At 37.5% G+C, this 14479-nt stretch carries 16 protein-coding genes; 9 read left to right on the top strand and 7 right to left on the bottom strand.

The window, feature by feature from the left end:
• Nucleotides 1–338: 338 nt before the first annotated feature.
• A complete protein-coding gene (locus J2Y67_RS05910) occupies nucleotides 339–596 on the bottom strand; it encodes a DUF2624 domain-containing protein (protein ID WP_310171708.1) in 258 nt (85 codons plus the stop codon).
• Nucleotides 597–763: 167 nt separating this feature from the next.
• On the opposite strand from J2Y67_RS05910, the gene J2Y67_RS05905 reads away from it, so the two are divergent.
• The 3 genes from J2Y67_RS05905 to J2Y67_RS05895 are packed head-to-tail and all read left to right on the top strand — an operon-like array spanning nucleotide 764 to nucleotide 2804.
• Nucleotides 764–1531 (top strand): metal ABC transporter ATP-binding protein, encoded by a 768-nt coding sequence (locus J2Y67_RS05905; RefSeq protein WP_310171707.1) that lies wholly within the window; start codon nucleotides 764–766, stop codon nucleotides 1529–1531.
• Between the two features lie 2 nt (nucleotides 1532–1533).
• Complete coding sequence (locus J2Y67_RS05900) at nucleotides 1534–2379, top strand: metal ABC transporter permease (RefSeq protein ID WP_310171705.1); 846 nt, start codon at nucleotides 1534–1536, stop codon at nucleotides 2377–2379.
• Between the two features lie 11 nt (nucleotides 2380–2390).
• Entirely contained in the window at nucleotides 2391–2804 is a 414-nt protein-coding gene (locus tag J2Y67_RS05895; protein WP_310171703.1) for a Fur family transcriptional regulator, read from the top strand.
• A 51-nt stretch (nucleotides 2805–2855) separates the two neighbouring features.
• Here the strand turns inward: J2Y67_RS05895 and J2Y67_RS05890 are convergent, their stop codons facing one another.
• Nucleotides 2856–3458, bottom strand: a complete 603-nt coding sequence (locus J2Y67_RS05890; RefSeq protein ID WP_310171701.1) for a hypothetical protein — start codon at nucleotides 3456–3458, stop codon at nucleotides 2856–2858.
• A 183-nt stretch (nucleotides 3459–3641) separates the two neighbouring features.
• Between J2Y67_RS05890 and J2Y67_RS05885 the strand changes: the two genes are divergently transcribed.
• A complete protein-coding gene (locus J2Y67_RS05885; RefSeq protein ID WP_310171699.1) occupies nucleotides 3642–4013 on the top strand; it encodes a hypothetical protein in 372 nt (123 codons plus the stop codon).
• A gap of 63 nt (nucleotides 4014–4076) precedes the next feature.
• Here the strand turns inward: J2Y67_RS05885 and ispG are convergent, their stop codons facing one another.
• The 4 genes from ispG to J2Y67_RS05865 form a co-directional block, all read right to left on the bottom strand.
• On the bottom strand, nucleotides 4077–5177 hold the full coding sequence (gene ispG / locus J2Y67_RS05880; RefSeq protein WP_310171743.1) for a flavodoxin-dependent (E)-4-hydroxy-3-methylbut-2-enyl-diphosphate synthase: 1101 nt from the start codon (nucleotides 5175–5177) through the stop codon (nucleotides 4077–4079).
• A 129-nt stretch (nucleotides 5178–5306) separates the two neighbouring features.
• Nucleotides 5307–5633, bottom strand: coding sequence for a hypothetical protein (locus J2Y67_RS05875; protein WP_310171698.1), 327 nt, complete (start codon nucleotides 5631–5633; stop codon nucleotides 5307–5309).
• A gap of 89 nt (nucleotides 5634–5722) precedes the next feature.
• A complete protein-coding gene (locus J2Y67_RS05870; protein ID WP_310171696.1) occupies nucleotides 5723–6496 on the bottom strand; it encodes a DUF1189 domain-containing protein in 774 nt (257 codons plus the stop codon).
• A 102-nt stretch (nucleotides 6497–6598) separates the two neighbouring features.
• Entirely contained in the window at nucleotides 6599–7294 is a 696-nt protein-coding gene (locus tag J2Y67_RS05865) for a Crp/Fnr family transcriptional regulator (protein WP_310171694.1), read from the bottom strand.
• Between the two features lie 362 nt (nucleotides 7295–7656).
• On the opposite strand from J2Y67_RS05865, the gene J2Y67_RS05860 reads away from it, so the two are divergent.
• The 4 genes from J2Y67_RS05860 to J2Y67_RS05845 all read left to right on the top strand — a co-directional run bounded on the left by J2Y67_RS05860 (nucleotide 7657) and on the right by J2Y67_RS05845 (nucleotide 12989).
• The gene (locus J2Y67_RS05860; RefSeq protein WP_310171692.1) at nucleotides 7657–8265 is read left to right on the top strand and encodes a superoxide dismutase; all 609 of its coding nucleotides are present in this window, start codon (nucleotides 7657–7659) and stop codon (nucleotides 8263–8265) included.
• A 121-nt stretch (nucleotides 8266–8386) separates the two neighbouring features.
• Nucleotides 8387–9604, top strand: a complete 1218-nt coding sequence (locus tag J2Y67_RS05855; protein WP_310171690.1) for an MFS transporter — start codon at nucleotides 8387–8389, stop codon at nucleotides 9602–9604.
• Nucleotides 9605–9818: 214 nt separating this feature from the next.
• Nucleotides 9819–11888, top strand: coding sequence for a peptidoglycan D,D-transpeptidase FtsI family protein (locus tag J2Y67_RS05850; RefSeq protein ID WP_310171742.1), 2070 nt, complete (start codon nucleotides 9819–9821; stop codon nucleotides 11886–11888).
• Nucleotides 11889–12071: 183 nt separating this feature from the next.
• Nucleotides 12072–12989, top strand: coding sequence for a phosphate ABC transporter substrate-binding protein (locus J2Y67_RS05845; RefSeq protein WP_310171688.1), 918 nt, complete (start codon nucleotides 12072–12074; stop codon nucleotides 12987–12989).
• A gap of 62 nt (nucleotides 12990–13051) precedes the next feature.
• Here the strand turns inward: J2Y67_RS05845 and J2Y67_RS05840 are convergent, their stop codons facing one another.
• Entirely contained in the window at nucleotides 13052–13267 is a 216-nt protein-coding gene (locus J2Y67_RS05840; RefSeq protein WP_310171684.1) for a hypothetical protein, read from the bottom strand.
• Nucleotides 13268–13560: 293 nt separating this feature from the next.
• Between J2Y67_RS05840 and J2Y67_RS05835 the strand changes: the two genes are divergently transcribed.
• Nucleotides 13561–14469, top strand: a complete 909-nt coding sequence (locus J2Y67_RS05835; protein ID WP_310171682.1) for a phosphate ABC transporter substrate-binding protein — start codon at nucleotides 13561–13563, stop codon at nucleotides 14467–14469.
• Nucleotides 14470–14479: the final 10 nt, after the last annotated feature.

Genomic DNA, 14479 nt, shown 5'->3' with positions numbered 1-14479 from the left:
TAAGCTAAAGAAGGAGCTACTCTAGCCAGTTCGGCTAAATATTTAAACATGCAAGCGAAGAAGCGAAAAATAGCTTCTCTTCTTAAAGTTGGTCAAAAATAAATCAAAACTTGGTGCAGAGTGGGAGCATTGACAGTTTCGTTCATATCAGGAGGCTCTCCGGCACGCCCGCGGAAAGCGAAGCGCCTGGAGCGGAAATCAACGGACCTGTTGAAAAGCATATAATTTAATAATATTATAACAAATAAACGCGGTGAATCGTTAAAGAATGAGAATAAAATAAAAGGCTATCGAAAGTTTTTCGACAACCTAAAGCTGTGCGGCTGCACAGCTTTTTTTTAGCTTTTTGTTAATTGCATAAAAAGTTTATTCACTTCTCGTGCTGTTTCAGGGCCGGCAGATTTGGCTATTTCTTTTACTAAAGCAGCACGTTGTCGGTCATCAAAAATATTAATATTTTTTCCTCGTAAGTATTCAGCGATTTTCTTCGCCTGGATTCGATTTACCGAAATATTAAATTGCTTGGCATACTTCAATAATTCTTCTGCAGTAATGGTATTAATTTTATGATTGATGATGTTTTCAAATATCCTCACTCTCATCACTCCTCCATGCTAATGTATGAAAAAGAAGATAGAGTGTGACTAATCCCCAAAATTTTTATGGGCTTATTTTGAATTACTTTACAACCGGGAAGACCTATTGTATACTACATGGAGTTAAATCGGAATGATTCTTATAATTAAAGGTGAGAGTTTAGCATATGCAATCAATCATTGAAATCAAGCAACTTTTTTATCGTTATGAAAAAGACACGGTCCTTGAGGACATTAACTTTTTAGTTCCAGATGGTTCTTTTTTAGCGATTGTCGGTCCAAACGGATCAGGAAAATCCACGCTTTTAAAGCTAATCCTAGGTCTTTTGAAACCGCAAAAAGGAGAAATTTATTTATTCAACCAGGAGCTAAGCAAATTTAAAGACTGGCAAAAAATCGGTTATGTTTCTCAAAAGGCCAATTCTTTTAACACCGGATTTCCGGCAACCGTATTTGAAGTCGTCTCCAGCGGCTTAACAAAAAAAATTGGCATGTTCCGATTTTTTAAGAAAGAGCATTCGCAAAGGGTAATGGAGGCACTTGAAGCAGTCGGAATGGAGAAATTCAGCAGGCGGAATATTGGCGAGCTTTCGGGCGGTCAGCAGCAGCGAGTATTTATTGCTCGTGCACTTGTCAGTGAACCGAAGCTCCTTATCCTTGATGAGCCAACGGTCGGAGTCGATGCACAAAATGTAAATTCGTTTTATCAAATGCTGGGAGATTTAAATACGAAGCGGGGAATCACCCTTTTACTCGTTACCCATGATATTGGGACGATATCAGAGAAGGTAACACATGTCGCCTGTCTAAATAAACATATGCATTTTCACGGGAACACAGAGGAATTTGAGAGGTTTAGAACAGAAGGTATCTCGGATTTCTATGGGCATGATGTTCACATGCTGTCCCATCAACATGACCATGGAGGCGAGTAGGATTGATTCAAGGAATTTTTCATTATGAATTTTTACAAAATGCTTTTTTAACCGGTATCTTAATCGGCTTCCTCGCTCCCTTATTAGGCGTATTTATCGTAGTTAGAAGACTTTCCTTAATTGCCGATGCCTTAAGCCATGTAACACTGGCGGGGATTGCTGCAAGCCTATTAATCGAAAAATACTTCACGGTGATGGCTGGATTAAATCCACTTTATTTGGGAATGGCGTTTTCTGTTGGAGGTTCCTTATTTATTGAAAAACTTAGAGGCGTTTATAAACACTATCAAGAATTAGCGATTCCGATTATCCTTTCGAGCGGAATTGGGCTTGGGGTTATTTTTATTTCACTTGCCAATGGATTCAATACGGATTTATTTAGTTACCTGTTTGGCAGTGTATCGGCTGTTAGCCGTACTGATTTATGGGTTATTTTTATCATTGCTCTATTGGTTGTTCTTGCCATTATTTTATTATATAAAGAACTGTTTTTATTATCATTTGATGAGGAGCATGCCAAGGCGTCTGGAATTGCAGCTAAAAGTATACATTTTATTTTTATCATAATGGTGGCACTTGTTATAGCGGCTTCGATGCGAATTGTTGGGATTCTATTGGTATCCTCTTTAATGACTTTACCTGTTGCGGCAAGTATCCGAATTGCCAAAGGGTTTAAACAGACCATTTTTTTATCGGTGCTCTTTGGGGAAATTGCTGTAATGGGAGGGCTCTTTACAGCCTATTATTTAGATTTGGCACCAGGTGGAACGATTGTTATGATTGCAGTTCTTATTTTAATTTTTGCCATTCTTTTAAAAAAAATGACCGTTCATAAACAGGTGCAATAGAGGTGAGACATGTGAACGTTAATGAGGCAATACAATATTTAAAAGAAAAAGGGTTTAAGCACACAGGGAAAAGGGAAGAAATGCTGCAATTATTTGCGGATAGTGATAAATATTTAACCGCTAAAGATGTGTTAGACCAATTAAAGGAAGGGTACCCAGGACTTAGTTTTGATACCATCTACCGTAATCTTTCTTTATTTGTAAAAATGGGAATCTTGGAAATGACGGAATTGTCGGGGGAAAAACATTTTCGTTTCACCTGTTCCCACCATAGCCATCACCATCATTTTATCTGCCTTGACTGTGGAAAGACAAAAGAAATTGAAACATGTCCAATGAATGAGTTAAGTGAGGATTTAATCGGGTATGATATATCTGGACATAAATTCGAAATTTATGGAAGGTGCCCGAATTGTATTCAATAGCCATCATTTTTAACAAAAAACAGCTTGTCTCAACAAGCTGTTTTTTGTGCTTTAAACGGTTGCAGGAATCCTTCTTTTTTCCTTATTACCTGTTTTTAACCAATGTTCAACCCATTTATATGCTTCCAACCAATTGTTAACACGTACCACCCCAGATGGAATGGGATCTTGGTTATAAGGGGTATTAAATAAAATAACCGGAATATGACATTCCTCATGGATCATCACGGCATTGTCATGTTTATCCTCAAAAAAAATGTCAACCCTCTGTTTTTTTACCGTTTCAACCTTATCATGTGATCCAATTAAATCAATGTTGTGGTAGGTTAACCCTTTTTTTCTGAACCAATTTTTTGTATTTTCCAGCAGATGAGGACCTCGGGCACTAATGAAATACAGTTGGTGCTGATCCTTCCACGTTTTTAGAATATCATCTGCCCCTTCTGCAAGCGGTGACTCCGCATAGATAAGTGGTTCATTTTCATAAAACCATTTTGAAAATTCCTCTTCCGGAACATTTACGAATGGAGTCAAATCGTATTGGTTTATATCGGCGAGGTGAAGATTTAACCCAAAGTCTTTATTTATAAATGGTAATAGTGCTGATGGACATGTTACCGTTCCGTCAATGTCAATGCCAAACCTTTTTCTCATTGTGTCACCTACATTGCTAATTAGTATCTTCTTTTTATTGTACCAAAGAGAGTTCCCACACTAAAGCTAAAGATTTTTGAAGTACTTGAAGAAAAACACTATTGCAGACAAACATTGACAAACTAAAAAGAAAAAGAAAACAAATACTAATAAAGCTCCTATAACTGAAAGTGAGGGATCAAGATGGCAGACCAAGAGAGAGACACTGGGGTGCGTGAAAATACCGAAAGTGCATATATTGGACAAGACATCCCGAATAACCCTTCAGACTATAGAGAAGAAACGGCAGCAGAACTTGCCGCACCTGTCCCGGTGGTCCGGCGAAGGGAATATGATGATATTAGAGGTCGGGCAGAGGGTGGAACGGGCACAGGTTATGTTGCGTTGGCTCTATCTATTTTATCTCTGTTTGTATTGCCGATTCTTTTTGGTGCAGCAGGTATTGTGTTAGGCTTCATTGCCCGAGGCAGAGGAGCCACAGGTCTCGGTGCTTGGGCAATCGGGATTGGTGTCGTATCGATTATAATCGGTATTTTTATCCTCCCGTTCTTTTAACCAATATCTCTGAAATAGGGGCACATAAAAACCCGTCAGCTCCAGCTGACGGGTTTACAATCGTTATTTTGTTACCTTTTCTTCTTCCGCTTTTTTTCTGAAATATTCTTCTGCTACTTGGTCAATTTCCTTTTTCAGTTCTTCGACCATTTTATCTTCCGGAACCTTCCGAACGATTTCGCCTTTTCTAAATAACAAGCCTTCACCACGGGCACCTGCAATCCCGATATCCGCTTCACGCGCCTCACCAGGACCATTGACAGCACATCCAAGAACAGAAACCTTGATTGGGGCTTTAATGTTTTGAATGTATTCTTCCACTTCGTTCGCAATACTGATTAAGTCGATTTCAATCCGTCCACAGGTAGGACAAGAAATTAACGTTGCGGCATTGGAGGAAAGTCCAAATACTTTTAAAAGCTCGCGTGCTACTTTAACTTCTTCAACAGGGTCAGCACTTAAAGAAATACGCAAGGTGTTTCCGATTCCTTTGTTGATGATCGCACCTAATCCTGCCGCACTTTTTACTGTACCGGAAAAGAGGGTTCCTGATTCGGTAATACCTAGATGAAGTGGGTAATCAAAAGCTTGAGCAGCTTTTTCATAAGCTTCGATTGCAAGGTTGACATCAGATGCCTTCATGGAAACAATGATATCGTGAAAATCGAGATCTTCAAGAATTTTGATATGATGAAGGGCGCTTTCGACCATTCCATCAGCAGTTGGGTAACCGTATTTTTCAATGATTCGCTTTTCAAGTGAACCGGCGTTAACACCGATGCGGATTGGAATCCCGCGTTCTTTTGCCGCTTTTACAACGGCTTCAACCTTTTCACGTTTACCAATATTTCCTGGATTGATACGGATTTTATCTGCTCCGCCTTCAATCGCTTTCAGTGCTAATTTATAATCAAAGTGAATGTCAACAACGAGAGGAATATTGATTCTTTTTTTAATTTCTGGAATCGCATTGGCAGCACGCTCATCCGGACAAGCTACCCTGACAATCTGACATCCGGCTTCCTCTAGTCGCTTGATTTCGGCAACAGTGGCCTCAACATCATGGGTTTTAGTGGTTGTCATACTCTGGATAATGATTTCATTGTTTCCGCCAATCGTTAAATTTCCGACTTTGATTGGCCGAGTTTTCGTACGATGTATAATTTCACTCACGTGGAATTCGCTCCTTTAAATTGGGATTCGAATAATAAGTCAATTAATTTTATCAGTCTCCTACTAATTTTGACAAGATAAATGGTTTTATCCTGATTACTTAGATTAATCAGAACCTGATTATTTTGTGTAATCAGGAAATTGATAGCTAGCCCCAACTTGAATTTTTTCGGGTGAATATCCCGGATTAAGAAGTTGAAAATCCTTTACCAATTCGGTGATTGAAACGGGAAGAGGCTTCTTTAATTGATGTTCAACAATGGAAATGACGGTTTCACCCGGTTCAACCGTTGCTTGAAAAGAAGGGAGTGTTGATTTTGGTGAATGAGTTTCCGTTTTAGCTTCAACTGTTTGGACTGAATCGCTCGGCAACGTTCCAACTGTTAAGTCAATGTATATAACGTATATGATTAAAGCGGTAAGCACTAGACCTAATAACTTTTTCATTTGCACAGGCCTCCAAAAAGGAAAGTTTGTACATACCTATGCTTGTCCACTTTTGAATAGACCAAAAAAACACACCAAGAATGGTGTGTTTAGTCGATTTTTTTAGGTTTTGGTGTTTCATTAATGGCTAAGAATAACACAATGATGATGACAAACCAGTTGATGATAAAACTATTTGGTACCGTTGTTTTTAATGCAGCCATAATCGTAAAGAAGACAGTTGGCAATGTTTCACTATAGGCTGCCATTCGCCATAGATGCCGGTAAGTCAATTTTCTTCCTAAAAGGTTTTTTAAAGCTAACCCAATGAAAGCTAAAACGGAAACTTCGATAAAACTGGCAGCACTTGAGAATAAATAAATCAGGAGTGCCGCGATTGGAATAATAATCGTTTTCATATCATCTAAAGTTTGAACGAAGTCTAAAAAATCAGTTTTTGTTACGTGTAACCCTTGCAGCATTGAATAAGGATAGGTTTGAACTTTTCCTCCAGAGGCTAATACAAATTCATCCTTTAAAAGGGCAAAGGCATTACCTTCATCTCCAACATTCTTTTCTGAGACGGCTCCAGTCGGGTCAATCATAATAGAGAATTGATTCTTATTGATGGTAATGGGAAGACCCGTATCAGCTTCCAGCTTGCCGTTTTTAATTTCAAATGAAGGAATTTCATCTTTAATAACAGTCCTTGCCGTGTCAATTCCGTTTGCAAGAGAAGTACTTAGATAATAGATGGACGGAAGGATTGAAATAAAGGTTAAGAAAAATACATATAAGATTGTTTTTCCAATTCCTTGAAAACGAAATATAGCTATATCCTTAGGGGAATATAAACTTTTATAAAATTGTTTAAAAATATTCATAATGACCACCTTTACATTGATTCACCATTCTATTGTATCCTGCTAATGCGTTATATACAAGAATGATCAACAGTAACAAAGGTAATTTGAAAATCCACCGCTTTAATTAAGGCCGCAGATTTCGTGTGAACAATTCTGGCAGTCGACTTCCTGTTTCAGGTAGCTTAATTTTTTAACGATGAATTTTTGCTGGTCATAGGAAATGATTTCTTTTTCGCGCAAATCTTTTAATAATCGTTGAATAACTTCCCGGGTTCCAAACGTTAAATTGGCGAGCTCCTGATGGGTTATCGGAATGTCGATGAGAATTCCGTCAGGAGTTGCAATCCCATATGAATTGCAAAGACGAATTAAAATCGAATATAAGCCGCCCTTTTTTCCATTCATAATTAAATCCATGCATTTTATTTGAGCCTTGATATAACTAGTGCTAAGCCAAGAGAGAAGAGCATTCATGGCTTCTGGATCCAAGGAAACAAATTCTTCAAACTGCTCCATTTTAATCATGATTAGATCGCAGTCTGTAAGTGTTTTTGCGTTAAATTGGTAATAGGGCTTTTGAATAAATAGCTGATACTCTACCAGTATTTCATGATGACTTAAAATTTTCAGAGTAAATTCCTTTCCGCCTTCATGAACCCTTCCAATTGCAATACTTCCTTTTACTATTAAGTAAATATAGTTTACAGGTTCCTTTTCTTGAAATAGAACTGTGCCTGCTTTTACCTTTTGAATGGACTCATTTATTGAAAAAAAATCATGTAATAACTGATATATAATCGTATTTGATTTTTGCATATTCTACACTCCTCATTTTGATTTAAATGCGGAATGGACAACCTGTCAATAAGCGGATTTCTATAAAATGGATGCGGTTTTCTCAATTAGCTAAAAATGGTTGATAGAATAACCTTTTGAAATCGTGACAACTTTTTGAAAAATGAGAGGGTAATCGATAGGTTTTTTTATTTTCATTTTTTGTGAATAAAAACGGATTATCAGGGGATTGTATCTTTGTGGTATTAGAGCAGGCATTTCATTTGAAACTGGCTGATATCTTTGGTAATCTTAAGGAGAAAAGCTTTAGAAATATTCTAAAATCATTATGATTTTAGTTTACTAAGGCCCAAAATAAAAACGTATACATAGGAGGATGTAAAATGGCATTCGAATTACCGCAATTACCTTATGCAGAAAATGCACTTGAGCCACACTTCGACAAAGAAACAATGAATATTCATCACACTAGACACCACAATACTTATGTTACAAATTTAAACAACGCTTTAGCTGGAAATGAAGAATTATTATCTAAGTCCGTTGAAGAAGTAATCTCTAACTTAGATGCAGTTCCTGAAGCTGCACGTACTGCTGTACGTAACAATGGTGGCGGACATGCTAACCACTCTTTATTCTGGACAATTCTTTCTCCAAACGGCGGCGGTGCACCATCTGGTGAACTAGCTGATGCAATCAACAGCAAATTTGGCAGCCTCGAAGCTTTCAAAGAAGAATTTGCTAAAGCAGCAACTACTCGTTTCGGATCCGGCTGGGCATGGCTTGCTGTAAACAACGGAGAATTAGAAGTTACCAGCACTCCTAACCAAGACTCTCCATTAATGGAAGGCAAAACTCCAATCCTTGGTCTTGATGTTTGGGAGCATGCTTACTACTTAAAATATCAAAACAAACGCCCTGACTACATCGGTGCATTCTGGAATGTAGTAAACTGGGACGAAGTAGCAAAACGCTTCAACGCAGCAAAATAATTATTAATGATAGGGAAGGCAGCTAATTTTAGCTGTCTTTTTTTGTGGGATTGATTATAGAAAAAGTGAATAAGAAAATCTTGGTTGTTAAAGACTACCCTTATGAAAAAGGGGAGTTTTTATGGCAAAAAAATTTAAGATTTTAGGTGAAGTAGAACTAACAAAGGATTTAACATTGCTGCTATTAATTGGTGGATTATATTCCCTAAGTGTTGCACTTTCCAACACATTTGTGAACATTTATTTATGGAAGCAGACAGGGGAATATTCTGATCTGGCCTTATACAACCTGTCCATTGTCGTCCTGCAGCCGTTGACTTTTATTTTGGCTGGAAAATGGGCAAAGAAAATTGACCGTGTCATTGTCCTTAGAATCGGTGTCATCTTCCTAACCTTTTTTTACGTAACCGTTTTATTAACCGGGAAACATGCTTCAACCTATCTTCTTTTACTAGGAAGCCTTTTAGGGATTGGCTATGGGTTTTATTGGCTCGCTTTTAATGTTTTAACATTTGAAATTACAGAGCCTGAAACTCGAGATTTTTTTAACGGATTTCTAGGAATCTTATCATCCGCCGGAGGGATGATCGGTCCTATTGCAGCAGGGATTATCATTACTCGGTTTGAGAAATTTGCCGGTTATTCTATTGTTTTTGGTTTATCACTGGGGTTATTTGCTCTTGCCGTTTTCTTAAGCTTTTCATTAAAACGCAGGCCTGCGCACGGGAAATATTGTTTTACGAGGATTTTGGCGGAAAGAAAACAAAATGAAAACTGGCGTCTCATAACGAATGCTCATTTTTTTCAGGGCTTAAGAGAAGGGACGTTTTTGTTTGTCATTTCTGTATTCGTGTACATTTCTACAGGCAGTGAGATGGCATTGGGAACCTATGGACTCCTTAATTCCGGTATTTCCTTTATTGCCTATTACTTTGCATCAAGATTAATTAAAAAAAGAGCCAGAAAAAAAGCGATTCTCATTGGCGGCATCCTTCTTTATTTAGCGATCTTGTTGATTGTTTGGGACGTGAATTTTGTGAAACTGTTAATTTATGCAGCTACCATTGCGATTGCTTACCCACTTTTACTGGTTCCATACATTTCAACTACATATGATGTAATTGGTACAGGGTGGAAAGCTGCTGAGATGAGGATTGAATATATCGTTGTTCGAGAAATTTTCTTGAATGCAGGCAGGGTTGTTTCGATTTTGTTATTTTTAGCTGCCATTACATGGTTTAATGAAAAGAACAGTATCCCAATTCTTCTATTAATATTAGGGGCTGGACATACATGTATTTATTGGTTTGTCAAACGAGTTCAAATACCTACAGCTTAAAGCGATGAGAAGAAATTTACTCATCGCTTTTTCCATTTTTTATAAAGAATCTGTAACTTTCGTCGATTGTTGTAAATTGGTAAGGGTTGATAATAGTAAAAGTGAGCTTTTTCTTATAAAATAGAGAATGTTATGTTGAGCATGAAGGAAGTGAGAATCAGTTTTGAATCAAAAAAAGAAAAAGAAGAAGACCCATGTTCCCTTTCGTTTAAACATGTTATTCTTTGTGGTATTTTTACTTTTTTCCATTTTAATATTGCGTCTTGGTGTGGTTCAAATTGTTTATGGTGATGATTTTAAACGAGAAATTCAAAGGACAGAAGACATTACCATTAATAATCCTGTTCCCCGGGGTAAAATGTTTGATCGGAATGGGAAGGTTATTGTTGATAATAAGCCGTTAAATGCGATCACTTATACGAAATATCAAAATACAACTCAAACAGATATGCTGGAAACAGCAGGCAAGTTGGCTAAGTTGATTCGTATGGATACATCCAAACTTCGCGATCCCGATAAAAAGGATTATTGGATATTAAAAAATCCTGAAAAGGCAAAAGAGAAAATAACTAAAAAAGAATGGGCATTATACGATCAAAAAAAATTAGATGATAAAGATTTTTACAAATTGGAAATGAAAAGAGTTACGAAAAAAGAAATTAACAGTTTTTCAAAGAATGACCTTGAAACCTTAGCGATTTATATTAAGTTTAACAGCGGCAGAGCTTTAACTCCTCAAATAGTTAAAAATAAAGATATAACAAACGAAGAATTTGCGGTTGTCAGTGAAAATTTAGAAAATCTCCCTGGAGTTGATACGACTACCGATTGGGATCGAAAATACCCCTTTAATAAAACGTTAAAGACGGTTTTAGGGAAAGTAACTTCTTCGGATGAAGGAATACCGAAGGAGCAGCTAGATAAGTTTATTGCTCAGGGCTATAGCAATAATGACCGGGTTGGAAAAAGTTATATTGAAGCACAATATGAGGACGTGCTTCATGGACAAAAAGCCAAGGTGAAAAACAAGACGGATAAATCCGGCAAGGTATTATCCACACAGGTTGTTTCCGAAGGAGAACGCGGAAAGGACCTAGTCTTAACAATAGACATGGACCTGCAGCTTAAGATTGAAAAAATTATTGAAGAAGAACTTTGGAAAGCAAAAGCATTTCCAAGAACCGGCTTACTGGACCGGGCCTTTGTTGTATTAATGGATCCTCATACAGGTGAAGTCTTAACCATGGCCGGTAAACAAATTGTCAGAGATGAGAACACCGGTAAAATGGAAATGAGGGACTTTGCCCTTGGAAATATAACAACATCCTATAACGTTGGTTCTGCAGTAAAGGGTGCAACTATTTTAACTGGATATAAAACAGGTGCCATTCATCCTAGATCAATGCAATTGGATGAACCATTAAGAATTGCCAGCACGCCAATAAAAGCTTCATGGAAAACCTTTGGGTGGCTTAATGATTTACAAGCCCTTCAAGTTTCCTCCAACGTCTATATGTGGAAAACGGTCATTGCTATGGCAGGGGAACATTATGCTCCCGGTCAACCGCTGCCATTAGATTTAAAATACGTGAATACTATTCGCCATTCCTTCAATCAATTTGGTCTGGGAACCATGACGGGAATTGATTTACCTAATGAGAGTGCCGGGTTCAAAGGGATTGCTACACAGCCGGGAAATCTTCTTGACCTTGCCATTGGTCAGTTTGATACGTACACGACCATGCAGCTTGCACAGTATATTTCTACTATTGCGAATGGAGGGTACCGTATTCAGCCGCATCTAGTGAAGGAAATACGCGATCCGATTATGGAGAAAAATCAATTGGGACCGATTGTTCAAGAAATTCAGCCGAATATATTAAATCGAATTGATGAAAAGGATTCATGGATTAATCGTGTAAAAGAAGGATTTAGAATGGTTATGCAGACAACTGGAGGTACAGCCTACAGTTATTTTAAAGGAGCAGATTACAGTCCTGCCGGAAAAACAGGAACAGCCCAGGCCTTTTATGATGGGCCTGATCGTAATAAATTTGGAAAAATCCCTCCTGAGGTGATGAACTTAAGTCTTGTGAGCTTTGCTCCATCTAATAACCCTGAAGTAGCGATGGCTGTATTAGTCCCATGGGTATATCAAGGCAATAGCGGACCGAGTGTAAATAACTATATTGGCCGCCGCGTATTGGATGCCTATTTTGATTTAAAGAAAGAGCGGGCTAAGAAAAATCAAAAAGCTTTATTGGCAGGTAAGAATAATGGTTAATAAAAACCTTGTCTCATTTAGAGGCAAGGTTTTTTGCTTTATACACATTGGTAAAAATGAATAATTCGACATGGATTTACAAAAGGTTTACATTCCCTTAAAACACAGTTAACAGTCAAGCATTATGATGAAACATGTAAGCAAAACAAAACACACCAAATTTCTTAGGGGGAATTAAAGAAAATGAAAAGCTTTAAAAAAATTAGCCTTGCAACAATTTTAGCAGCTTTAATGGTAGTAATGGCTGCCTGCGGAGGCGCTGCATCTAAGGAATCAAATCAATCTACGAAAAATGATGATCAGTCTAATACAAAAGAACTTTCCGGTTCTTTAGTCATTTCCGGTTCAACTGCATTGCAGCCTTTAGCATCTGCTGCTGCTGAAGAATTTATGAATAAGAATTCAAAAGTTAGTATCCAAGTCAATGGCGGTGGATCTGGTACAGGTCTATCACAAGTTGCACAAGGTGCGGTTCAAATTGGTAACTCTGACCTTTTTGCTGAAGAAAAAGGTGTCGATGCAAGCCAGTTAGTTGATCATCAAGTTGCTGTAGTTGGAATTACAGCTGCAGTTAACCCTAAAGTTGGTATTAAAGATATTAAAAAAGCAGATTTAATCAAAGTTTTCACTGGTAAAATTACAAACTGGAAAGAACTTGGCGGAGCAGACCAAAAAATTACCCTTGTAAACCGTCCGGATTCTTCAGGTACTCGTGCAGTATTCAATAAATTTGCTTTAGATGGCGCAACACCGGCTGAAGGAGTTACAGAAGATGCTTCTAATACAGTTAAAAAGATTATTAATGAAACTCCAGGCGCAATTGGATACCTTGCTTTCTCATATTTAACTGATGACACAGTAACAGCTCTTTCAATCGATGGTGTAGCACCAACTTCAGAGAATGTAACAACTGGTAAATTCCCAGTTTGGGCTTATGAGCATGCATATACAAAAGGTGAGCCAAACGAAGTGGCAAAAGCATTCCTTGACTACATGATGAGCGATGAAGTTCAAACAAATATCGTAACGAAACAAGGTTATATTCCTGTAACACAAATGAAAGTAGAACGTGATGCAAAAGGAAATGTTACAAATAAGTAATTAAAACAAGATGAAAATGGGGTGCTCAGTAATAGGGCACACCATTTTTCTTATGTAATTTTTTATTTTTTGATGGGAGGGTTATTTACATCAACATGAAAGGGTAATGAGTTTATTCCTTTTTCTTTTCCATAAAACTTCTCTTGAATTTCTTGATTTGCCTCGTCTGCTTCTGAATTTACATTGGCAGAACTCCGAGCACTATAGTCTTTAAATTTTTCACTTATTTCCCAGTTTGCTTCTTCAGCTTCATTATCGTATGGACGATCTTCCCTCATATCAATTCCTCCTTTTTTCTCATAGTTATTCTTTCCTACGTCGACTATATTATTAATTTTTTTATATTTCTACCTTGTTTCATCTATATATAAACGAATTAATTATCCTTATTTGTTAAAAACTATTTCTGTTCCATTTCTTCCGAATTGTAAACTTTATTAATGATTTTTACAAAAGCTTAATATTACTTTACGAAGCCTTTACATGAAATTCAAATTCAGTTAACACTTTACCGTTAATATGAAACATGTAAGGCAGACAAGTAATCAAAATCCTTAGGGGGTATTAATAAATGAAAAGTTTGAAAAAATTTAGTCTTGTAACAATTTTAGCTGCTTTAATGGTAGTGATGGCTGCCTGTGGTGGCGGAACAAATAAAGATCAATCCAATCAAACTGCAAAGAATGACTCAAAAGATCTTTCTGGCTCTTTAGTTATTTCTGGTTCAACAGCATTACAGCCATTAGCGTCAGCAGCGGCTGAAGAATTTATGAACAAGAATTCAAAAGTAAGCATTCAAGTAAACGGCGGTGGATCTGGTACAGGTTTATCACAGGTTGCTCAAGGTGCGGTTCAAATTGGAAACTCTGACCTTTTTGCTGAAGAAAAAGGGATGGATGCAAGCCAATTAGTTGACCACAAAGTGGCAGTTGTGGGTATTACTGCAGCAGTTAACCCAAAAGTGGGTATCAAGGATATTAAAAAAGCTGATTTAATCAAAGTTTTCACTGGTAAAATCACAAACTGGAAAGAACTTGGCGGTGCAGACCAAAAAATTACGCTTGTAAACCGTCCTGATTCTTCAGGTACACGTGCAGTATTCAATAAATTGGCTTTAGATGGTGCAACACCTGCTGAAGGAATTACAGAAGATGCTTCAAACACTGTTAAAAAGATTATCAATGAAACTCCAGGAGCAATCGGATACCTTGCATTCTCCTATTTAACTGATGATACTGTTACAGCTCTTTCAATTGATGGTGTAGCGCCAACTTCAGAAAATGTAACAACTGGTAAATTCCCAGTTTGGGCTTATGAGCATGCTTATACAAAAGGTGAGCCAACTGGAGCAGCAAAAGCATTCCTTGACTACATGATGAGCGATGAAGTTCAAACGAATATCGTCACTAAACAAGGTTACATTCCTGTGACACAAATGAAAGTAGAGCGCGATGCTAAAGGTAATGTAACGAATAAGTAATATAAGGAAA

The sequence above is a fragment of the Neobacillus niacini genome (genome assembly GCF_031456445.1).
GTDB lineage: Bacteria > Bacillota > Bacilli > Bacillales > Cytobacillaceae > Neobacillus > Neobacillus niacini_I.
This window is presented reverse-complemented; position numbering and strand designations above follow the sequence as displayed.